General features: G+C 73.4%; 14 protein-coding genes and 1 pseudogene. 8 read left to right on the top strand and 7 right to left on the bottom strand.

What is annotated here, in order from left to right; genetic code table 11:
* Positions 1-202: 202 nt before the first annotated feature.
* Positions 203-772, bottom strand: coding sequence for a serine hydrolase domain-containing protein (locus BN6_RS49665; RefSeq protein ID WP_269454341.1), 570 nt, complete (start codon positions 770-772; stop codon positions 203-205).
* Positions 706-1,185, bottom strand: coding sequence for a serine hydrolase domain-containing protein (locus BN6_RS49660; protein ID WP_051075638.1), 480 nt, complete (start codon positions 1,183-1,185; stop codon positions 706-708). Before BN6_RS49660 ends, BN6_RS49665 begins: the two co-directional genes overlap by 67 nt.
* 280 nt (positions 1,186-1,465) lie before the next feature.
* On the opposite strand from BN6_RS49660, the gene BN6_RS18660 reads away from it, so the two are divergent.
* The 6 genes from BN6_RS18660 to BN6_RS18635 all read left to right on the top strand — a co-directional run bounded on the left by BN6_RS18660 (position 1,466) and on the right by BN6_RS18635 (position 14,576).
* Entirely contained in the window at positions 1,466-3,913 is a 2,448-nt protein-coding gene (locus tag BN6_RS18660; protein ID WP_015101256.1) for an ATP-binding protein, read from the top strand.
* A 129-nt stretch (positions 3,914-4,042) separates the two neighbouring features.
* Positions 4,043-6,391 (top strand): ATP-binding protein, encoded by a 2,349-nt coding sequence (locus BN6_RS18655; RefSeq protein WP_015101255.1) that lies wholly within the window; start codon positions 4,043-4,045, stop codon positions 6,389-6,391.
* 358 nt (positions 6,392-6,749) lie between these two features.
* A complete protein-coding gene (locus BN6_RS18650) occupies positions 6,750-9,041 on the top strand; it encodes a hypothetical protein (protein ID WP_148302926.1) in 2,292 nt (763 codons plus the stop codon).
* Between the two features lie 96 nt (positions 9,042-9,137).
* Positions 9,138-9,830, top strand: coding sequence for a hypothetical protein (locus BN6_RS18645; RefSeq protein ID WP_148302925.1), 693 nt, complete (start codon positions 9,138-9,140; stop codon positions 9,828-9,830).
* 502 nt (positions 9,831-10,332) lie between these two features.
* Positions 10,333-11,496 carry a S8 family peptidase gene (locus tag BN6_RS18640; protein ID WP_015101252.1) on the top strand — a complete coding sequence of 388 codons (1,164 nt, stop codon included), beginning with the start codon at positions 10,333-10,335 and terminating at the stop codon, positions 11,494-11,496.
* A gap of 350 nt (positions 11,497-11,846) precedes the next feature.
* Positions 11,847-14,576: an ABC transporter substrate-binding protein gene (locus BN6_RS18635; protein WP_015101251.1), complete on the top strand. Its 2,730-nt coding sequence runs from the start codon at positions 11,847-11,849 to the stop codon at positions 14,574-14,576.
* A 416-nt stretch (positions 14,577-14,992) separates the two neighbouring features.
* Here BN6_RS18635 and BN6_RS48890 read toward each other — a convergent pair.
* From BN6_RS48890 to BN6_RS18620, 3 genes and pseudogenes are all read right to left on the bottom strand, one after another.
* Positions 14,993-15,574: pseudogene (locus BN6_RS48890) on the bottom strand (oligopeptide/dipeptide ABC transporter ATP-binding protein); the annotation flags it as partial.
* A gap of 300 nt (positions 15,575-15,874) precedes the next feature.
* Positions 15,875-16,375, bottom strand: a complete 501-nt coding sequence (locus BN6_RS18625) for an ATP-binding protein (RefSeq protein WP_015101249.1) — start codon at positions 16,373-16,375, stop codon at positions 15,875-15,877.
* A gap of 99 nt (positions 16,376-16,474) precedes the next feature.
* Complete coding sequence (locus BN6_RS18620; RefSeq protein ID WP_041313225.1) at positions 16,475-18,010, bottom strand: carboxylesterase/lipase family protein; 1,536 nt, start codon at positions 18,008-18,010, stop codon at positions 16,475-16,477.
* Positions 18,011-18,389: 379 nt separating this feature from the next.
* Between BN6_RS18620 and BN6_RS18615 the strand changes: the two genes are divergently transcribed.
* Positions 18,390-18,950: an isochorismatase family protein gene (locus BN6_RS18615; protein ID WP_041313222.1), complete on the top strand. Its 561-nt coding sequence runs from the start codon at positions 18,390-18,392 to the stop codon at positions 18,948-18,950.
* Positions 18,951-19,019: 69 nt separating this feature from the next.
* The gene (locus tag BN6_RS18610) at positions 19,020-19,934 is read left to right on the top strand and encodes a nitrilase-related carbon-nitrogen hydrolase (RefSeq protein WP_041313219.1); all 915 of its coding nucleotides are present in this window, start codon (positions 19,020-19,022) and stop codon (positions 19,932-19,934) included.
* 18 nt (positions 19,935-19,952) lie between these two features.
* Here BN6_RS18610 and BN6_RS18605 read toward each other — a convergent pair whose 3' ends face one another.
* Both BN6_RS18605 and BN6_RS18600 read right to left on the bottom strand, forming a co-directional pair.
* Positions 19,953-21,131: an NAD(P)/FAD-dependent oxidoreductase gene (locus BN6_RS18605; protein WP_015101245.1), complete on the bottom strand. Its 1,179-nt coding sequence runs from the start codon at positions 21,129-21,131 to the stop codon at positions 19,953-19,955.
* Positions 21,131-22,546, bottom strand: coding sequence for a serine hydrolase domain-containing protein (locus BN6_RS18600; protein WP_084672702.1), 1,416 nt, complete (start codon positions 22,544-22,546; stop codon positions 21,131-21,133). The genes BN6_RS18605 and BN6_RS18600 overlap by 1 nt, the downstream gene beginning before the upstream one ends.
* Positions 22,547-22,801: the final 255 nt, after the last annotated feature.

The following is a 22,801-nucleotide window of genomic DNA, read 5'->3' as shown; positions in this document are numbered from 1 at the left end:
GCACCCCGTGCGGTCGGTGCGGTCGGTGCGGTCGGCGCGGTCACGCGATGGCGATGGGCGATCACGCACTCCCGAACGACGGCAGGTCGTCACGCTGCCGGCTACGATCGCGAAGGCCCGGCCGTTGAGCACTTGAGCGTTGCGGCGCAACGGATCCCCGGGACGACTTCGCGACCGTGCCGGGCGGCCCGGTGTCACGCCGTCAGCAGAACACCTCGTCGAGCAGCGGTCCCACGGACAGCAAGCCGCCCCTCGCCATGTTCGCGGACAGGGTGAGACTCCTCGAACCGTCCTGGTCGACCCACATCTCGGTCAACCAGCCCAGGAGGTAACCATCGTGCCCCAGCACGGTCGTGCCGCAGCTGAGCGGGAGCACCACCGCGCCCAGGCCGTAGTACGTGCTCACCGCGGTGGTCCGGGTCAGTTCGGCCCGCTCGGCGGGCTTGAGCAGGCCACCGGTGAACAGCTTGCGCGCGAACCGCTCCAGGTCGGCGGTCGTGGACGTCATCGAGCCCGCCGCGCCCCCGACGGAGGGGTTGAACCGGGTCACGTCGAACGGGCTGCCGTCCAGTTCCTCGTACGCGGAGGCGTGCGGTCCGGGCAGGTGTGGCCGGTCGACGGGCGTGCCCGTGTCGCGCAGCCCCAGGGGGCGCAGCACGCGCCGCGTCACCTCGTCCCGCCACGACCGGCCCGTGACGCGCTCGATCACCATTCCGACCACGACGTAGTTGGTGTTCGAGTACTCATAACGGGTTCCCGGCTCGAACCGCAACGGGTGCCGGGTGGCCAGCGCCAGCAGTCCGCGGGCTCCCAGTGCTTGAACCGCTTGCGCACGAAGTCGGCGGAGGACACGTACACGTCCAGCGTGTAATTGTAGAGCCCGCTGGTGTGCTGGAGGAGGTTGCGCACGGTGCTCCGGTCCCAGTCGGGCAGCGCCCCCGGCAGGTAGCGCGTGACGGGCGCGTCCAGCACCACACGGCCTTCGCCGACCAGTGACAGCAACGCTGTCGCCACGAACGTCTTGGTCACGCTGCCCGCCCTGAACGTGCCGTCGCGCGGCACCGGTGCCGTGCTGCCGGTCCGCGCCGTCCCGCTGCGCGCCTGCCACTCGCGATCGTCGGCGTTGATCCGCACCTGCACGCCCCGGGCGGTCGTGCCGGTCCAGCCGTCGAGGATCCGCCGCACCTCCGCCCGGTCGTCATCCGACCGGTGCGACTTGGGCCTACTTTCGTCCGGCAACCGACCGGCGGCAGCCGGTCGGTTGCCGCCGGTCGGCGCCGTGGAATCCGAGTGTCACCTGGGGTTAACCGGAACGACAGGTACCGCGCGGTGAGCGGCGGACGTCACGCGGACCAAGCGGCAGGACCGGCAGGACCTCAGAGCAGAATGGCGGCCGCACCGCGACCGGGAGGACGCGGGTCCACGCGGGGGGCGAGGCCGTCCCCGTCCAGGAGAGAGGTCTGGTGTGACGACGACGACGTTCGGCGACTTCCTGCGCTTCTACCGGCTGCGAGCCGTGCTGACGCAGGAGGAGTTGGCCGAGCGGACGGGGGTCAGCGTCCGGGCGATCAGCGACATGGAACGCGGCCGGGCGCGCAACCCGCAGCGGCGCACGGTGGAGCTGCTGGTCGACGGGCTCGGGCTGGCCGAGGGCGACGCGGCGGAGCTGACCGGGCTGGCCCGCGCCGGCCGCCGGGCCGTCGACCCGGTCGACCCCGCGCCGGAGCCGGACGTGTTCGCCGGCGAGGTGTGCGCGGTGCCGCCGCTGCCGGTCGAGCCGATCGGCCGCGAGGCCGAGCAGCGGCAGCTCGACGGCTGCGCGCGGGATGCCGAGGCGTCGCCGCGGTCGCAGGTCACCCTGGTCCACGGCCCGCCGGGGGTGGGCAAGTCGGCGCTCGCCGTCGACGCCGGGCACCGGCTCGGCCGCCGGTTCGCCGACGGCTGCCTGTACCTCGACCTGCGCGGCATGTCGGACGAGCCGCTGAGCTGGGCGCAGGCGCTGCACCGGCTGCTGCGCGGCTTGGGCGTGCGCGAGCGCGCGATCCCGGCCGACGCGGACGACCGGGTCGCGCTCTACCGCTCGCAGATGCTCGAACGGGCCGTGCTGCTGATCCTCGACAACGCCGCGAACGAGGCCCAGGTCCGGCCGCTGCTGGCCACCAGCCCCGGCACGATGGTGCTGGTGACCAGCCGGATGACGCTGGCGGGCCTGGACGCGCGGCACCGGCTCGCGCTGGGCCTGCTCGGCCAGGACCGCGCGGTGGCGCTGCTGGCCAGGTTCGCCGGGGCCGAGCGGGTGGCCGCCGAACCGGAGGCGGCGCACCGGGTCGCGAGGCTGTGCGGCGGCATCCCGCTGGCGCTGCTGATCGCGGGCAACCGGATGGCCAGCCGGACCCGGTGGACCACCGCCCACTTCGCCGACCAGCTCGAAGGCCGGCGCCGCCGGCTGTCCGTGCTCACCGCGGGCGACCTCCAGGTGCGCACCGCGTTCGACCTGTCCTACCGCCACCTGGCCCCGGAGGTCGCGCTGGTGTTCCGCAGGCTGGCGCTCGTGCCGGGCACCGGCACGTCGGTGGAGACCGCCGCCGTGGTCGCGGGCCGCACGCCGGAGCAGGTCGAGCGGGCGTTGGAGGAGCTGGCCGACGCGAGCCTGATCGAGGTCGGCGAGACCCCCGGCCGCTACGCCTGCCACAGCCTGATCCGCGAGTTCGCCCGGGAGCTGCTCGACCGCGAGGAGTCCGCCGAGGACGTCGCCGAGGCCACCGCGCGGCTGCACGACTGGCTGCTGGCGGTGGCGACGAAGGCGGCGCTGCACTTCGACCACGACCGCGCGGAGGTCTCCGCGACCGTCGACGGGCCGGACCCGGTGCGCGACCGCGAGGCGGCCGGGCGGTGGCTCGCGGTCGAGGAGCCGGCCTGGCTGGAGGCCCTGCGGTCCGCGGTGTCGCGCGACGCGCACCGCCAGGTGCTCGACCTGGCGCGGGCCGTGCACTGGTACTCCGACCTGCGCGGCACCGGTGAGCTGTGGCGGGAGGTGTTCCAGGCCGGGGCCGGAGCGGCGCTGGCCCTGGGCGACCCCCGCGACCAGGCCGAGCAGCTCAACTACCTGTCGTGGGCGCTGTACCTGCTCTGCGGGCGCCCGCACGAGGCGCTCGGGGTGAACCAGCGGGCGCTGGCGACGGCGCTGGAGTGCGGCGACCCGCTGACCCGGGCGTGGACCTGGTACTACCGCACGGGCATCGAGCGGCGGCTGTCCACGCCGGCCGCCGCCGCCAAGCACGCCCGGCGGGCCGTGGCGCTGTTCGAGTCGACCGACCACGCCAACGGCCTGCACCTGGCGCTGTCGCTGCTCGGGGTGATGCTGCACGCGGCGGGCGACTACGAGGAGGCGGTCGCGGTGCACAGACGCACCGAGTCCTACTACCGCGAGCTGGACGCGACCGGGCGGCCCGGTGACGCCGAACTGCTGTCGATGGTGCTGACCCGGCTCGCCGACAGCCTCTCCGCGTCCGGTGACGTGACCGGCGCGCTGGAACTGCTGGACGAGGCCGAGGCCCGGTTCGCCCGGTACGGCGCGGAGTCCGGGGTGGCGAAGGCCCGCTACATGCGCGGGCTGGCGCTGGCGCGGGCGGGCCGGAGGGCCGAGGCGCGCGGGCAGCTGCTCCAGGCGTTGGACGAGGCCCGGCTGTCGGACAACCGGGTGGAGCTCCTGCGGCGGCTGGCCGACGTGTCCGACGACCCGCTGGAGGCGCGCGGTTTCCAGGTGCGGGCGCTGGCCGAGTGCTCCCGCTACGACACCCGCGCGGTGCGGGCGCACGCGGCGGAGCTGGCGACCGTCCTCGGTGTCACGCCGCCGAGCCCGGTCGAGCCTGACCGGTATCGGATCCGGACAAGTCAAGCACTTCGGACGTGAACGCCATCCCGCAGCACGCGCTGCGGCACACCAACCAGCGGCCGATCGAGTGATCGAACGCGGCGAACACGTCGCGTGACGACGCCGCCCGGCTGCCGGGCCGCGCCCCGCCCATGATTGATTGGAGCCATGTCGACCACGGCCCACGACGGGGCCCCGGAAGCCTTCGACGCCTTGCTCAAGGGGTACCGCGTCCGCGCCGGGCTGACCCAGGAGGACCTGGCGGAGGGGGCCGGCGTCAGCGTCCGGGCCATCAGCGACATGGAGCGCGGCATCGCCCGCGGCCCCCAGCGGCGCACGATCGCGGCGCTCGCCGGGCCGCTGCGCCTGTCCGACGACGAGCTGGCCGCGTTGCACGGGATCGCCAAGCGCGGCCGGGCCCGGCCCGCGGTCACCGCGGTCACCGCGCTCGCCCCGGTGGCCGCCGGGATCCCGGTGCGCGGACCGGCCGGGGTGCTGCCGCCCGACGTCGAGGACCTCGCCGGGCGCTCGCCCGACCTCGCGGCGCTGCGCGCGGTCGCCGCCGAACCGGCCGACCCGCGGCAGCGGACCGGGAACGTCGCCGTGCTCAGCGGACCGCCGGGCACCGGCAAGACCAGCGTCGCCGTCCGGGCCGCGCACGAGCTCGCCGGGTACTTCCCGGACGGCCAGTTCTTCCTCAAGCTGCGCGGGATGTCCGCCGAGCCGGGCCGGCCCGCCGACGTGCTGCACCTGGTGCTGCGCTCGCTCGGCGTCGACGCGGTGCAGATCCCGGCCGACCCCGAGCAGCGGGCCGGCCTGTGCCGTTCGCTGCTGCGCGACCGCGCGGTACTCATCGTGCTCGACGACGCCGCCGACGAGGCCCAGGTGCGGCCGCTGCTGGTCGGCGGCCCGCGCTGCCTGACCCTGGTCACCAGCCGGCACCTGCTGGTCGGGCTGGAGGGGGTGCGCCGGTTCCCGCTGGGCGCGCTGGACCTCGACGCCGGGCTCGCCCTGCTGACCACGATCATCGGCCCGGCGCGGGTGGCCCGGGAACGGCCCGTGGCCGCCGAGCTGGTCGAGCTGTGCGGCCGGCTGCCGCTGGCGCTGCGGGTGGCGGGCAACCGGCTCGCGAGCAGGCCCGTGTGGTCGATCGGCCGGCTGGTGGACCAGCTGCGCGACCGCGACCGGCGGCTGTCCGCGCTCACCGCCGGCGACCTCGACGTCCGCAGCGTGTTCACGCTGTCCTACCAGCAGCTCAGCCCGGACGCCGCCCGCGCGTTCCGCCGGCTGTCGCTGGTGCCCGGCGCGGACTTCTCGGCGGGCACGGCCCGGGTGCTCACCGACGTCCCGGACGAGGACGACGCGGCCGACTGCCTGGAGGAGCTGACCGACGCGAGCCTGCTTCAGCTGTCCCCGGCGGAGGGCCGCTACCAGTTCCACGACCTGCTCCGGGTGTTCGCCGCCGAACGCCTCGACCGGGACGAGACCCCCGAGGACATCGGGCGGGCGCGGGACCGCCACACCCGCTGGCTGGTGGCGACCGCCACGGCCGCCGCCCGGTACTTCCAGCCCTCCGGCGACGTGGACTCGCCGCCGGCGGCCACGCCGTGGTTCGCCGACCACCTCGGCGCGGGCCGCTGGCTGGACGCCGAGGCGGAGAACTGGCCCGCCGCGCTGCGCGGGACGGCGGCACGCGGCGACCACCGCGCCGTGCTCGGCCTGTCCGAGGCGATGCACTGGTACTCGGAGTTCGGCGGCACGGCGTCGCTGTGGCACGAGGTGTTCGGCCTGGGCGTGCAGGCGGCCGTGGCGCTGGGCAGCAAGCGCGACGAGGCCGTGCAGCGCAACTACCAGTCGTGGGTGTTGGCCGTCCTGTTGGGACGGTCGGCGGACGCGGTGCGGATGACCGGGCTGGCCCGGGACGCCGCCGTCGAGGCCGGCGACCTGCGCGAGCAGGCCTGGGCGCGGACCTACCAGGCGAACTCCGAGCTGCGCGAGGGCCGGCACGCGGTGGCCGTGCCGCTGCTGGACGAGGCGGTGGGCCTGTTCGACCGGGCCGGCTACCGGCTCGGCTCGTTCGTGGCCCGCTCGATCCGGGCGGGCTGCCTGCACGTCGACGGCCGGTTCCACGAGGCCGCCGACGAGTTCGCGGCCTGCCTCGACTACTTCGCGCCGGCCCCCGACGCGCCGGACAACCCCGTGGACGACAACAACTACGCATACCTGCTGCTGCGGTCGGCGGGCAACCTCGCGGCGCTCAGCTCGCTGGACGCGGCGTTCCGGCAGAGCGAGGAGGCGCTGCGACTGTTCCGGGTGCACGGCGCGCTGATGGGCCAGGCCCGCGCGCTGCGGCTGGGCGGCACGTTCCTGCGCGGACAAGGCGACCTCCCCGGGGCACGCGCACACCTCGCCGACGCGCTCGTCCTGTTCGAACGCACCGGCCAGCACACCGCCCACGCGGACGCGCTGCGCGAGCTGGCGTCGTTGACCGACGAGTCCGGTACGCACTCGGCCTGACGCACCGAGTCCACTCCACGACCGCAGACAACACCGGCTGCGGGCTGCGGTGCCCAAGACGAGCCCGCCATCAGATAACTCCACTGTGGACGGTTGTTTTTCCCTGTGGGAGGGAATTTTCCGGCAGTACTCCACCAAGGGGTTGACGCGCGCTGATAGTCTTTGCCCGCTGCGACGTTCTCTTCCGCAGCCGACGCTCAAACCGGGGGGTGGAGCGACAGAACTGCGCTGCCGTGCAGCGATCGTCCAGTCTTCGCACGGTGACGCACTATGCCGAAGCGACGCCGCAACCCGGTTTTCGCCTTCGTCAGGGGGATATGTGTTGTTACGTAGATCAATCCTGCCCGTAGTGGCCGTGGTGATCGCTGCGCTCGCACCCACCGTGGTGCCGGCCGCGCACGCGGCCCAACCGGGCAACGTCGAGAAGTGCGCGTTCGTCCAGGGGGAACGCGCGCACTGCGTGCAGGTCGGCATCGACCTGCCGACCGTGCCCGAGGTCGGTGGCACCGCCGCGATCAGCGTCGAGGTCGCCGCGCAGGCCGACGTCGGCGAGGTCGCGGTGACCGTCGACCTGCCCACCACGCTGCGCTGGGACCGCGCGCCCGAGGGGTTCTCCACGGCCCGCGTCACCGGCGCGTCACCCGAGGCCGGCGGCGCGGTCGAACGCGCTTCGGGTGCGCTGAAACTCCACAGTGGACAGAAGGTGTCGCTGACCGGGACCGTGGTGGCGGTGGCCCCGGGCGCGGCACCGGTCCGGGCGGCCGTCGTGGGCGCGACCCGCGGCCAGCTCGACACGGCGTCCGGGAGCCTGGCCGTCACGGTCGGCGCGACGCGGGCCGAGTCGTTCCAGGGCTACCGGGAGGCCGAGGTCAACGCGGCCACGGCCGGCCCGGCGGTGGCCGTCACCCGCGCGACGCCGCACCTGCCGCACAAGTCGGTCGGCACCGCCGGGCTGGCCAAGCCCGCCGAGATCCCGGCGGACCAGCAGGCGCAGGCGCTGACCTGCGTGCGCGGCTCGTGGCGCTACCAGGACCAGAACAGCCAGTGGCACCCGTCGGCGAACTTCCAGGTGCAGCTGTGGCGGCGCACGTTCGTCGGGCCGCAACTGCTCACCTCCGACATCACCGACGAGAACGGCGCGTACCGGGTGTGCTCGACCGCGGCGGCCGGTGCCGACGTCTATGTCCGATTCGTTGCCGAGAACGGCAAGTGGTCGGTGGTGGACGGCGACAACGACCCGTACGCGTTCGTCAGCCGGGACATCCCGCGCATCGGCAACGGCGCGACCGTCGACCTGGGGGCGCTCAACCCGGTGGACGGCAACCTGATGCGCGCGCTGCACGCGTTCGACGAGGTCAACGACGCGAAGAACTGGACGCCCGGCGACTGCTGGGACGCCCGGCACACCAACTGCCGGGTCGTGCAGTTCCGGTGGACGCCCACCTCGACCGAGGGCGCGTTCTACCGGACCGAGCAGAACAGGGTGTACCTGCGGGCCGACGACCCGAACTTCCGGTCCGTGGTGGTGCACGAACTGGGCCACGCGGTGATGGACGAGGTCTACGAGGACAACTACCCGCGCACCGAGAACTGCAGCCCGCACTTCCTGCACCGCATCTCGCACCAGACGTGCGCGTGGACGGAGGGCTTCGCCGACTGGTACCAGGCGGCGGTCTTCAACGACCCGCGCTACGTCGGCGGGCCGGGGTTCGAGGTGCCGCTGGAGACGCCGACCTGGGGGTCGACGCTGGGCACCGAGAACTGGGACAACGGCGACGCCGTCGAGGGCCGGGTGGCGGGCGCGCTGATCGACCTCGCCGACCAGAACCCCGAGCGGTACTGGGACTCCTACGGCGAAGGCGCGCCGAACCGGCTGTGGGAGACGTTCCTGAACCACCGGTCCACCACGTTCAACGAGTACTGGCGGCAACGCGGCCAGGACCAGTTCGACGTGTCCGACGGCCCGCAGGGCAGCCTCTACCAGAGCACGATCGACTACGACTACCGCAACCCGTTGGCCGACAACCAGGCGCTGACCAGGCCGGAGCCCACGACACCGCACAACTACCGGTTCCGCACCACGACGGTGTTCTGGTCGGCGGTGGCGGTGCGGCCGCCGACGGGCGCGCGCTACGACCTGACCGTGTTCGGCAACCGCGAGCTGAACCAGCAGCTGGCGTCGAGCACGCTGGGGCCCGACATCGTTAACTTCGTGGCGATCGACTCCAACCGGCGGCCGCTGGGCGAGTACTTCCCCCAGGTCCGCGCGGTGTCCGGGCACGGCGAGTACCAGATCCAGCTCGCCCAGGGCGCGAGCCAGCTGCCGCCCGCGTCCAGCGCGCAGATCGCGATGGGCGCGAATGACGTGGTGGCGGTGCGGGACGTCTGCGGTGTCACGCCGCAGCAGCGGATCACGCTGACCGCGACCCCGTCCGACGGCGGGCAGGACGCGGAACTGTTCCTGCTGGCGTCGAACCCGGACCAGCCGGCCAGTTTCGTGCAGAACCGCGCGGCGGCCGTGGCGCAGGCCGGTGGGCAGGGGCCGGGTCAGCCGGAGACGTTGACCCACGAGGCCACGTCCACCGGCTGTTACGGGGTCGTGCTGGTCAACCGGGGCGGAGCGGGCGTCTACACGCTCAGCCGCGCCTGACCACGCCGGTGCCGGCCGGGGACCGCTCCCCCGGCCGGCACCGCCTGCTTCCCCTGGAGGTGCAACCACATCGTGCGCCCGGACCGTCCTGTGACCGTGAGAACTCTCTCCGTCGTCGCCGTCGTCGTGGTGCTCGCCGCCGGCTGCCAGTCCGCCGCCGCGCCACCGTCCGGTAAGGCGGTCGCACTGCGCGTCGAGCAGTACGGGGGCGGGCCGCTCCCGTCGGGCACCGTCACGTTCCCGGAGTTCGTGCTCTACGGCGACCGCACGCTGATCGCCGCCGACGGCGACGCGCCCCGCGAGTACCACCTCACCCAGGAGGAGTTCGACCGCGTGTACGGCCGGGCGCGCTCGGCCGGGCTGGCGACGGCCCGGACGTTCGACGTGCAGGCACCCGACGCGTCGGTGCTGGAGGTCGTGTTCGGCACCGACACCGGCCGGTCGGTCACCCGCGTCACCGCGCCCGACCCGGAGGACTCGGGCGAGGCCGGGGACGTCGTGCGGGCCGTGGCGCTGGACCTGTCCTCGTCCTACGAGCGCTACCGGCCGCAACGCGTCGCCGTGGTGGCAGGGGCGTCGTCGGACCCGGCGGGCCCCGCGTGGCCGTTGCGACCGCTGACCGAGGGCATCCCGTTCAACGCGGGACGTTGCGCGGTGTACGACGCGGCGGAGGTCCGTGACATCCGGTCGGACACCTCGTGGACGAGCGAAGGGGTCACTTACCGCGTGCGGCTGCGCCCCTTGCTGCCCGACGAGCCCGACTGCGCGTCGCTCACCCACCACGAGTGACGCCGTCAGGTCCGACTTTCCGACCCACACCCCGACGCTGGTCGGCGAACGCGCAGGCGACGATGGCCGGTTTTGACGACCAGTTCGCCCTGCTTCCGATCTCGGCCCGCATGGTGCCGGTCACCTGGGGTTCGACCGTCGACAGCCGCCGGACCTGCGCGTACCCGTCCGCGGCATGTGCGGCCGGGTAGTCGCCCACCCTGATCTCCGTTCCCACCAGCGCTGTAGCCACTCGGTCGGAGCGCCACCGGCACGACCGGCCACAGTGGAACGACCGGGTGCGCCAGCAGCCGCTGTCCGACTCCCGAAACAGCGCCGTTTTCGGACAACAGCGTGAAAAACCGCGACCGGCGGCCATTCGACGCGGATGCCGGACGTTGGTAGCGCGACCGTTCGGCTTCATTTCCGATCGGACGCGGAGCAATCGTCCCGCCGGTCTTGTCACGGGGCCGCCGGACCGCCCTAGCCTGCCGAGAAGTCCGGAAGACGCACAGGAGGTGCGATGAGGACGAGATCCTGGTTGGCGGCCACCGCGGTGGTGGCCGGTGGGCTGGTGGGTGGTGCACCGGTCGCGACGGCCGATGTGCTGGGAGCCGACGCTCCCGGTGCGATCGACGGCAGCTATGTGGTGGTGCTCAAGGGGGAACGCGCGGCGAACGACTTGGCGGACCGGTACTCCGCCACCGTCGTCACCACGTTTTCCCATGTTTTCCCAGGGTTCTCGGCACGCATGACGGCCCGGGACGCACGGCGGCTCGCCGCCGACCCGGCGGTGTCGTACGTGCAGCAGAACCAGCGGGTGAGAGTGACCGGCGAACAGCGCGACCCGCCGTCGTGGGGACTGGACCGGGTCGACCAGCGGCGGTTGCCGTTGGACGACAACTACCGGTACCCCAACACGGCGTCGAACGTCACCGTGTACGTGGTCGACACCGGGGTCCGGGTCAGCCACCGGGACTTCGGCGGGCGCGCGGTGTGGGGCACGAACACCGTGGACAACCAGAACGTCGACTGCCACGGGCACGGCACGCACGTCGCCGGGACCGTCGGCGGGCAGTCCTACGGTGTGGCCAAGAACGTCAAGTTGGTCTCGGCGAAGGTGTTCGACTGCGGCGGCAACGGCAGCAGCGAGGACGTCGCGGAGGCGTTGGACTGGGTGGTCGGCAACCACGTGTCCGGTCCGGCGGTGGCCAACATGAGCCTGGGCGGTGATGCGCCGGACCAGGTCATCGAGGACGCCGTGCGGCGGACCATCGCCGATGGCGTGGTGGCCGTGGTGGCCGCGGGCAACGAGTCCGACGACGCGTGCCGGCACTCGCCGTCACGGGTGCGGGAGGCGTTGACCGCGGCCGCGAGCGACTGGACCGACCGCCGGGCGTACTTCTCCAACTACGGCACCTGCGTGGACCTGTTCGCGCCGGGTGACAGCATCACCTCGGCGTACAACGGCAGCGACACGGACTCCGGAGACCTGTCCGGCACGTCCATGGCGACACCGCACGTCTCCGGTGCGGCCGCGTTGCTGCTGTCGGTCAACCCGGCGCTGACGCCCGCCCAGGTGGCGACCGCGCTGGTGAACGACTCGACCAAGAGCGTGGTGTCCGACCCGAGGGGATCGCCGAACCGGCTCCTGACGGTGAACCCCGCGTACCGGCCCGGCGGCTGACCGCCCGGCCACCGGCCCGCCCGCACCTGCGGGCCCCGGCACCCGCTCGTCGGGTCGACCGCCGGGGTCATCGCGTCGCCAGGTGCGGGCGGGCCGCTCCCACACCCCGGCCTCCCCGTTGGCGACCTCGTCGCGCCGAATTCCCCCATCCCCTGAAACAACGGGCGGCACATCGTCCGGTCGCGCTAGATTCGCGACCGGGTCCCGAATGCGCGGAATACGCACTTTTGCGGCCTGTAACGGTTTCCCGGTTCTTCGTGATACCGCCAAGAGGTGTGGTGCCGGCCTCCGCCCGGCGTCGCGAGCAGTCTTTCCGGGTGACGGGGAATTCGCCGGGGTGAAGGGGGAACGTGTCCAATCCGGTTTTCCTCGGTGTCGACGCGCTGCTGACGCTCGTCCGCATGGTGATCCAGCGGCCGCGGCTGCTGGCCCGCGATGGCGACCTCGACCGGCGGGGCGACCTGCCGCTGCCCCTGGTGTGCCTGATCCGCGAACCGGGAGCCGACGGGTTCTTGCCCACGCTCGACCGGGCGCTGGCCGCCAAGACGCCCAAGGTGCCGCACGTGCTGGCCACCCCGGCGGACGCGCTCAAGCACCCCGATGCCGTGCTGCCGCTGCTGCACGCGCTGCACGGGAAGCTGCGCGGCGGGCAGTTCGGCCGCAGTTCGTTCAAGAGCTTCGACCACTACGAACTGGCCCACCACCTGACCGGTGTCGAACTCGCGCCCAAGCAGGTCAAGTACGAACGGCCGATGGAAGCCGTCCTGCGCTCGTGGGGCCGGCACCGGATGTTCGGCGCGGTGGACGACCTCGCCGAGAAGGCGGGCGACCGCGCCCAGCTGCTGATGGCGCTGACCAAGTTCGCCGGGCGGCTGGTCGGCCTGTACTGGGGGCGCGACCGGGTGCCGGGGCTCGGGCGCGAGCGGCGCTGGTTCCTGCGCCAGCCCTACATGGTGCCCCGGCACTCGTCGGACTTCTTCTCCTTCGCCGAACGGCTCACCAAGGACCGGCGGGACTCGGAGAACCCCGAGCAGTTCCGCAAGCTCCTGGTGCACGCCTTCCTCGAAGACCTGCGCACGGCCTACCGCCGCACGCGGGCCGGGTTCCTGCCGCGCCGGCGGGCGCTGCGCCGGACCACCTACGTCCCGGTGCTGCTCGACGACGTCGACCCGGCCGGCTGGGAGCTGCTGCGGCTGGTCAACGAGGTGCGCAACGAGACCGGCGAGCTGGACCCGCTGCTGTTCGTCACCGCCGGCGGCGACCTGCCCGCCGATCTGGCCCAGCCCAGCACGCCGATGACGCCGAACGTGGCCGAAGAGGCGTTCAGCACCTGGAAGGGCCGGCTGCCGCGCCGCCGGCAACTGCTCGCCGACGACGCCCGCTACCTGTTCGTGAGCCTGCCCGCGTCGGTGCCCGACGGCGCGGGCCTGCCCGGCCGCGACCGGCACGCGTGGGACGTGGAGGCGTGGGAGCAGCCGCGCCGCGAGCCGTGGCCCGCGCGGCGCGGTGTCGGCGAGGTGCTGGCGGTCATCGTGCTGCTGGCCGCCCTGGCGTGGCCGGCGGCGTCGCTCAGCCGGCACTGGCGGGCCGACTGCGCGTTCTTCGGCGCGGTGTCGGCCGGGATCGCCACCCGGGTGGTCGAGATCGACGGCCAGGACCAGTGCCTGGGCTACAGCGACAACCCCGGCCAGGTGTTCGGCCGCAACGAGCGGCTGCGGCTGGCGCAGGAGCACGTCTTCGCGCAGAACGCCGAAGCGGCCGTGCTGCACGGAGACGCACCCGACCGCCCGTACTTCACCCTGGTCTACTTCGCCGGGTTGACGTTCAACAAGAGCGCCCCGGCCGCCGAGCACTCGGTCGCCGAGGAGCTGGAGGGGCTGTTCATCCGCCAGCGGCAGTTGAACAGGGCGGGGATCACGAACGGACCGCTGCTGCGGATCGTCGTGGCCAACGGGGGCAGCAAGATGGGCGACGCCCACGCCGTGGCGCGCGACCTGCTGGTGCCGCTGATCGAGGCCGATCCGAAGGTCCTGGGCGTGATCGGCCTCGAGCGCAGCGTCGAGCAGACCGCGTCGGCGATCCGGGAACTGGGCGACCACGGCATCCCGGCGGTCGGCACCTCGCTGACCAAGGTCGGGCTGGACTCGTTGTCACCGCTGTACTTCGGATTGGTGCCGGACAACGCCAAGCAGGCCGAGCTGGTCGGCGCCTACGCCGTCCAGACCCGGGCCACCAAGCTCACCATCTACCGCGGCGGCACCGGACCCGACCCGTACGTCGACTCGTTGATCGAGGTGATGCGGCTGCGCCCGGAGACGGCCGAGATCCTCGCGCCCAACCAGGACTGGCGGGAGGCGGACTCCGCACCGTCGAACGAGTGCGTCGAGGGCGCGGACCCGAGCCGGCAGATCGCGTTCTACGCGGGTCGCGAGGACGAGTTCGGCGACTTCGTGCGGGCGATGCGCAGCAAGTGCGCCGATCCCAAGCGGCTGCCGCAGATCGTGGCGTCGGACGCGGTGTCGCGGTTCGTCGCGCACACCCCCGGCCGGACCAGCGACGAGTTCAACGGCGTCCCGCTGGCCTACGTCGGGATGGGCGGCCTGGTCGTGCTCTCGGGCGCCGACTGCGTGGCCGGCCGGTCCGGCGCGCTGGCCGGCGGCCCGTTCATCCTCGACACGTTCTGCGCGGGCTACCACGACCTGCGCGGCCTGCTGGACAAGACGTTGTCGGAGCAGGAGAAGCCGGTCGCGCCCTGGCCGGGCGAACGGGTCGGCGGCCTCTACGACACGGCCAGCCTGTTCGCCGCCGCGGTCCGCGAACTGCGACCCAAGGGCGGCTCGACCCCGCACCGGGCCGCGATCGCCCAGCGGCTGCGCGAGATGGACTTCGAGGGCACCACCGGCCGGATCGGCTTCCAGACCAGCCGGATCGCCAACAACCGGAACCTGGCCATCCTCAAGATCGACGACATCCACGACGTGACCGGCACCCCCGGCGTCCCGCGCTGCGCGCTGATGACGGGGGTCCTCTACAGCCACGGACCGGACACCACCGAACACGGCTGCCCGAAGCCGGGCTGAGTCCGGCGGTCCGCCTCACCCCGGCTCCCGCCCGGCGGACCGGACCCCCGAGGCGCGAGCGCGAGGGCCGCCGACCATGACCAGGATGTGACCGGAGACACATTCCACTTCGGGGAACAAGCCGGGGGTGGCGGCCGTTGTACGAGGCGGTCGGTGCGGTCAGTGTCCCCGGGCCTCACCAGAAATGCCTTCGCGGAATACCGTTCGGCTGGAGCCGCGTCGTGCACACCGCCGAGAGGCGACCGCCGTGCCGACCCCTGGCGTGTCGCGGGCGTGACCGGCTTCGGCCGGCACGCACCGCCACCGACGGCCTCCCGACGACTGCCGCCCACCACCACCGGGTCACAGCTGACAGACCACGGCTGACGGACCGCAAGACCGAGCCCCGCGCACCGACGTGCGCGGGGCTCGGTCCGTCACCGACCACCGGGCACGGGCTGGGCGTCCACCCAGTGGCACGCGACGCGGTGCCCCGGCCGGACCTCGCGGACCAGCGGGACCTCGGTGGCGCACCGGGTGTCCCGGCGGACCGGGCAGCGGGTGTGGAACGGGCAGCCGGGTGGTGGTGCGGTGGGGCTGGGCAGGTCGCCGGTCAGGATGATCCGCTCGCGGCGGGCCTCGGCCTCCGGGTCCGGCAGCGGCACGGCCGACATCAGCGAGCGGGTGTAGGGGTGCAGCGGGTCGCGGTAGAGCGCGGTCGACTCCGCCTCCTCCACCAGCCGGCCCAGGTACATCACGCCGACCGTGTCGCTCAGGTGCCGGACCACGGCCAGGTCGTGCGCGATGACCAGCGTGGTCAGCGACAACGACCGCTTGACGTCCTCCAGCAGGTTCACGATCTGCGCCTGCACCGAGACGTCCAGCGCGGACACCGGCTCGTCGGCCACCACCAGGTCGGGTTCGAGGATGATCGCCCGCGCGATGCCCACCCGCTGGCGCTGCCCGCCGGAGAACTCGTGCGGGTAGCCTGTTCCAAGGCGTCGAGCACGATCCGGGTCTTGTGGACGGGCGGCCCCCGTCAGCCTGGACGCGGCGGCCACGGCGATGTCCGGACCGGGCGCGACGCCCAGCAGCGCGAAGACCTCGGCGTGTGCTCCGGCGGCAGCGCGCGGTAGGACCACGAGAGCACGACCGGCACGCTCGCGGCGGGTTCGCCGTCGTCCAGACCGGCCAACCCGGCCTCCCGCAACTCGTCGGCCACGACCGCCGGCGACAGGTCGGGGTGGGCGGCGGCACGCCCCGATCCGGCGCTCCGGCAACGCGTGCGCGTCCACGTCAGGCAGCAGGTCCAGCGCCACCTACCGGGCGCCGAACGCGCCGGCCGGCATCGGCAACCGACGGCGGCTGGTGACCAGGGTCCGAGACAGCGCAGCCTGGGCGTGCTCGTCCACCGGGACGGCCGCCGGCCACACGCCCAGCGCACCGAGGAACCCGCGCACGGCGACGGACGCGGGCACCGGCTCGTCGTCGGGGCTGAACCCGCGCAGGTCGACGGGCAGCACGCCGTCCGGGAACCGGTGGGCGTTGCGGTGCGCCCAGTGCAGCGCGAGCCATGTCTTGCCGATCCCGCCCGCGCCGGTGACCGCCGAGATGACGACGGTGCCGACTGCCCCGTCCAGCGCGCGGTCGAGGCGGGCCAGGTCGGCTTCACGGCCGGTGAAGTGCGCGGGCGGCGCGGGCAACTGGCGCGGGACGGGCTGTTCGGGCGGTGCGGACAGGTGCATGCCGCCGTGCGGCACGCCGACCTGGACCGCCGTGGCGACCGACTCCGACGACACCTCGTTGCGCAGCCCGGTCACGTGATCCGCGCCCGCCGCCCCGCGGGATCGATGCCCACCGCGTCATCGTGGCCCGCCCGGCGGGGTGTGACAAGCGCGGTCGACGCCGAACCCCGCGCGCTACTCGGGATCGAGCGCGCCGTCCCACAGGGCGCGCTCCGCCCCACGCGGGTCCGGCACGACCGCGGACCGCTCCGCGTGGAAGACCATCACCGGGCGCTCGTCGCCGTACTCGTCCCACGACTCCAGGCTCCCCGTCGCCGCGAACTCCACCCACCGGCCGTTCACCTCGTCGGCGAGCGGGACGGGCCCGTCGGCGACCAGTTCGTCCACGCCCGACGCGCCCAGGGTGTGCCACACGAACGGCAACTCCACCACGTGGCACGCGCCCAGCGCGCCGCCGCCGACCGACGGCACGGGGGTGCGCCACCCGAAGTCGTACACGTAGGTGGGCGCGTGGCCCTTGCGCGCCTCGGCCACCCGGAGGCTGGGGATCCGGAACAGCCGGTCGGTCATCACCGCCGAGAACACCTCCGCCGGGGTGTCGCGGGGGTAGCGCGCGGTGGTGCCCTCGGCGTACTGGTCGTAGAACCGGGCCGGGTCGGGCACGCCGTACGCGGCCAGCCGCTGCACCCACGCCCCGACCGGCAGGCCCTCCCACGACTGGGACAGCACGAAGTACCGGTGCTCCTCGGTCGTGGTGCCGATGACCAGCGGCACGTCCTGGCCCGCGCCGGCCGCGATGGCGTCGATCGGCCGGACCCGCACCAGGTCGCCGTCCACCACCGGCACCAGCGACATGCCGCAGGTCTGGATGGTGCTCTCGCCGTACTTCCCGGCGTCCGCCGTGCCCACGACCAGGTTGTGCACCAGGGTCTGCGCCGCGACGAGGTCGGCGGTGTCCACTCCGGACAGTCCCTCGGCCGTCGGCGGCACGCCGAGTGCCAGGGCGATCTCCCCGGTCACCAGGGCGGCGTCGGCGGCGGTCTGCACGACGTGCGCGCTGCCGCTCTGCGCGATCGCCCGGTGGAACAGCCCGAGGTCGAGCGACAGCAGGGTCAGGATGCTCATCGCGCCGGCCGACTCACCGAACACGGTCACGTTGTCCGGGTCGCCGCCGAACCCGGCGATGTTGTCGCGCACCCACTCCAGCGCCGCGATCTGGTCGAGCAGCCCCCGGTTGGCCGGCACCGGCGCGTCGGCGACGTACCCGAACCCCTCGACGCCGAGCCGGTAGTTGAACGACACCAGCACCACGCCGGCCTCGGCGAACGCCGCGCCGTCGTACATGGTCCCGGCGGACGAGCCGCGCAGGAACGCGCCGCCGTGGATCCACACCAGGACCGGCGACGACCCGGTCACGTCCGGCGTCCAGACGTTGAGGTTGAGCCAGCCGTCCCCCGGCACCGGGTCGAGGCCGCTGAGGATCTCGTCGAACGAGCCGCCGACGGGCCGGGGCGCGGGCGGGCCGAACCCGTGCGCGGGCAGCACCCCGCTCCACGGCCGCGGCGGTACGGGCGCGCCGAACCGGTTCGGCCCGGTCGGCGGCGCGGCGTACGGAATCCCCTGGAAGCGCGCGAACTCCGCCTCGGCGATGCCGGAGACCCGGCCGTGGGCGGTGTCGACCGTGATCGTCTCGTGGGGCACGGTCGCCATCCTCCCGCCGGCGCGCCGGCGTGTAACTAGCTCAACCGGGTGGCTCGCTCAACCGGGTGTCTCGGACGCCGCGGACCGGCGGTCTTCGAGCACGCGCCGCTCGGCGTTCTCGAGGTGCTCGGGCATCCGGTGATCTTCGGCGACGAGCTCAGCCGCGCGTCCATCGGAGTGACCCGCTCGTACTCGGCGATCAGTGCGCCCTTGAGCGCTTCGCGGCGGCCCGGGGCCGATCCGGACGAGTGATCGCAGGCTTACCGTCAGTTGCCGAAACCCTTGGTGCGCAAGCGAAGTGCCCTGCCCGCGGTCGATCCGCCACGCGCCGGGCCCGGCTGCGACTAGTGTCGGCGGTGACATCCGACTGCGGGGGAAAGGCAAGATCATGACGACTTTGAACCAGCGGCCCAACACCGCGCTGATCGTCATCGACGTGCAGAACGGCGTCGTGGGAAAAGCGCACGAACGTGACGCCGTGGTGGGCAACATCGGGAGCCTGGTGGCGAAAGCGCGCCAGGAGGACGTTCCCGTGGTGTGGGTCCAGCACTCGTCCGAGGAGCTGCCCAAGGGCACCGACCAGTGGCAGATCGTGCCCGAGCTGGTGCCGGACGCCGCCGAGCCGCTGGTGGCCAAGGAGTACGGCGACTCGTTCGAGGAGACCACGCTGGAAGAGGTGCTGGCGGGGCTCGCGGTCGGCCGCCTGGTCGTGGTCGGTGCGCAGACCGACGCGTGCGTCCGGTCCACTTTGCACGGTGCGTTCGTCCGGGGCTACGACGCCACCCTGGTCACCGACGCGCACACCACCGACGACCTGTCGGCGTGGGGCGCGCCGACCCCGGACCAGGTCATCACGCACACGAACCTGTACTGGTCGTTCCAGACCGCGCCGGGCCGCACCGCGGCGACCGTGAAGACCGGCGAGGTCGACTTCACGGCGCAGGGCTGACCTCCGCGCGTGGTGTCACCGGGTCGTCGCCGCCGCCACGACCCGGTGACACCACGTAACGTCGCGGACATGACCAGCACCGTGCGCGCCGCCGTCGTCCAAGCCGGGGCCCGGCTCTTCGACACCGCCGACAACCTCCGCCGGGCCCAGGAGTGGATCCGCCGCGCGGTGGCCGACGGGGCCGGCCTGGTGGTGCTGCCGGAGGCGTTCCTCGGCGGCTACCCGAAGGGCCTCGACTTCGGCGTGACGGTCGGCAACCGCACGCCGGAAGGCCGCGAGCTGTTCCGCCGCTACCACGACTCGGCGATCACCGTGCCCGGTCCGCAGACCGACCGGCTCGCCGCGCTCACCCGGGAACTGGGCTGCCACGTCGTCCTCGGCGCGATCGAACGCCGGCGCGGCACGCTGTACTGCGTGGCCCTGTTCTTCGGCCCGGACGGCTACCTCGGCCTGCACCGCAAACTCGTGCCCACGGCCGCCGAGCGGGTCATCTGGGGCCAGGGCGACGGTTCGACGCTGCCGGTGTTCGACACCGGCCGGGCGCGGCTGGGCGCGGCGATCTGCTGGGAGAACTACATGCCGCTGCTGCGCACAGCGATGTACGCGAAGGGCGTCGACCTGTGGTGCGCACCGACCGTGGACGACCGCGAGAACTGGGGCGAGACCATGCGCCACGTGGCGCGCGAAGGCCGTTGCTTCGTGTTGAGCGCCAACCAGTACCTCACGCGCGCCGACCAACCGGCCGACGTGCACCCGGTGCAGGGCGACGACCCGGCCACCGTCCTGATCGCGGGCGGCAGCATGATCGTCTCACCGCTGGGCGAGGTGCTGGCCGGACCGTTGCGCGGCGGCGAGGGCGTGCTCGTCGCCGACCTCGACCTGGCCGACCTCGCCCGCGCCCGGTTCGACTTCGACCCGGTCGGCCACTACGCGCGGCCCGACGTGTTCACGCTCGGCGTGGACGAGACGCTCCGGCTGGTGTAACCGGCGGTGTGGCCGCGTTCACGCCGGGTCGAGCAGCCGCTCCACAGACTTGGCGCGGTAGCCGTCGTCCGGGCTCTGTTGCGGGTCGAGATCGACCAGGAACCGCTCGAACCGGAACGGGGCCAGTGCGTCGTCGCGGTCTTCGCCCAGCACCTCGGCGCCGACCAGGTCGCCCGCGTGCACGCTCAACGTCGCGCCGCTGTGCGACACCGCGAAGTGGAAGTTCGGCAGCCCGACCACCCGGCCCAGCACCGGCAGCCCGTCGCCGGGGATGGGCCGCTCCCCCACCCGCACGTCCACCACGGCCGCCGCCCGCAACCCCGGGTACAGCTCGCGCCCGGCGGCCAGCACCGCGTCGACGGCCGCCGGGTCGACGTGGGTCCGCCCGGACTCCGAGACGTGCGCCGCGCCGTCGACCTGGTGGGTGTGCAGCACCAGCCGCCCGGCTCCGTCCGGGCGGAGGTGGACCTCCGGCGCGTGCACCACGCGGGACACCGCGACCGCGACCGGCGAGGTGTAGACCAGCACGCCGCGCGTGTTGCGCATGGGCAGCGCCAGCCCGGCCAGTTCGGCGATTCCGGCGGCCTGCGGGCCGGCGCAGTTGACCACGGCGTCCACCGGCAGCCGCCGGCCCGACGCCAGCCGGACCACGCGGACCGCCCCGTCGGCCACGTCCAGACCGGTCACGGCGTCGTCGCGGACCACCTCCGCGCCGCGCGCGACGGCCCGGGACAGCAGGTGGCCGATCAGCCGGGCCGGTTCGACCCAGCCCTCGCGCGGGAAGTAGGCGATGCCGTCCGCGGGCACCGACGCCGGGTCCAGGTCGGGTTCCAGGACCAGCGCCCCGGCCCGGTCCAGCCACCGCGCCTCGTAGCCGTAGTCCAGCAGCGAGGCGACCTTGCGCCGCAACTCCCGCTGCCCGGCGGCGTCGCCTGCCCACTCCAGGTTGCCGCCCTCGTGGTACCAGTCGCCCTGCGCCGCGAGCCGCCGGTGCGCCGCCATGCCCGCCACGTTCAGGTCGTGGTAGGACCGGGGCTGCTTGCCGCAGGAGTTGGTCCACGAGAACGTCGCCCCGGACGTGCCGCCGGCGGGCGCGCCCGCGTCCACCACGGTCACCCGCGCGCCACGGTCCGCCAGCGACGCCGCCACCGCCGCGCCGTACACACCCGCGCCGACGACCACCACCCGTCCGACCATCACGCCCCGCCCTCCGCGACGTCCGCTGCGACGTCCGCCGCGGCCTCCAGCGTCGCACCGCGGACCAGGGGCCGCGTTGCGGTGAGCACGGTGTCCTGCTGGCGCAGCTCCAGCACGACCTCGCCGCCCCGTTCGCGCACGGTCAGCTCGCCGTCGAGGGCCGCGGTGCGCCAATCGCCGTTCGGGAGGGCGTGCAGCGGGAGCGGGGGCTGGCCGGGGACCTGCAACGCGAGCGCGCCGGCGTCGTCGGTGATCGTTACGGTGCAGCCGTCCCACGCGCGGTACTCGCCGACCGGGTCGACGGCACCGGCCCGGACCGGCGGGGTGTCGTAGACCTCGCGGGCGGCGGTGAGGAGGGTCCACAGGACCTCGTCGGCACCGTCGTTGGCCAGCATCACCGCCATGCTGGTCCCGGACGACGGCCAGGTGGCCAGCCAGCACGAGTAGCCGACGTTGCCGCCGGTGTGGCCGAACCTGCCGTCGTCGTACACCCTGGTACCGAGGCCGTAGCCGCCGGGCACCTGAGGCGTGGTCGCGTCCACGGCGAGTTCGCGGGACAGCAGGGCGGAATCGCCGGTGCGGGCGTGGGCCAGTTCGGTAGCCAGCCGGGTCAGGTCCGCGGGAGTCGTCCACAGGCCCGCGCCCGCCAGTTCCGGCTGCACCCGCCACCCGCCGCGCAGCGGGGTGCCGTCGACGTGGTGGCCGTGCGCGACATCACCGCGGCGGTGCGGGAAGTCCTGGTCGAAGCTGCTGTCGACGAGGCCGAGCGGGTCGAGCACGAGCGAGCGCACCAGGTCCGCGAACCCGGTGCCGGTGACGTCTTCGAGGAGTTGCTGGAGCACGGCGTAGTGGCTGCCGGAGTAGCGGAACGCGGTGCCGGGCACCATCGTCGGGCGCACCGGCGGGCTGGTGGCGGGCGGCTGCCCGTGCAGCACCTCGGTGATGGTCGGCAGCGGCTCGTCCTGCCCGAAACCGCGGAACCAGTTGTAGGACAGGCCCGCGGTGTGCGCGAGCAGGTGGCGCAGCGTCACGGTCGGCCGCCACCCGTCGGAATCGGGCAGCCGCCACGACCTCAGGTAGGCGTCCACGTCCTCGTCCAAGTCCAGCACGCCCTGGTCCACCAGGCGCAGCGCCCCGAACGCGGCCACGTGCTTGCTGATCGAGCACGCCTGGAAGATCGTGCCCGGTCCCACCACGTCGGCGGAGCCGGTGAACGGCACGCCGTACGCGCCGGCCCACGGCTCGGCACCGTCCTGCCGCACGGCGATGCTCACCGCCGGCACGTCGTAGAGCCGCATCAACCCCGCCAGCCCCATCCGGTCCGGCGAGCGCCGCAACCACGTCGCCTGCCGGTCCACGTCGGCCAGCACCTCCGGCCAGTCCCCCGGTCGCATCCCCACCCCCGTCGTCTTCATCCCCCGAGGGTAGGGACCAGCCGTGGCCGGCGTGCCCGGTTCCGGTGCGGACACCCGCACCGACCGGAATCCGGCGAATAACCACGAATACCGACTTCGGCGGCGATCCGAAAACCGGGAAGACCATTCGGAGCAGCCGCGAACAGACCACCGGAACACGGCAATCGCGCACCCTGGAGCGCTTTCGGCGGACTGCACCGGCTCCCATTGACAGATTATCTGACCTGCGAAGACCCCCTCTGACCGGAGTACGTT

The organism is Saccharothrix espanaensis DSM 44229 (genome assembly GCF_000328705.1).
Lineage (GTDB): Bacteria > Actinomycetota > Actinomycetes > Mycobacteriales > Pseudonocardiaceae > Actinosynnema > Actinosynnema espanaense.
This window is presented reverse-complemented; position numbering and strand designations above follow the sequence as displayed.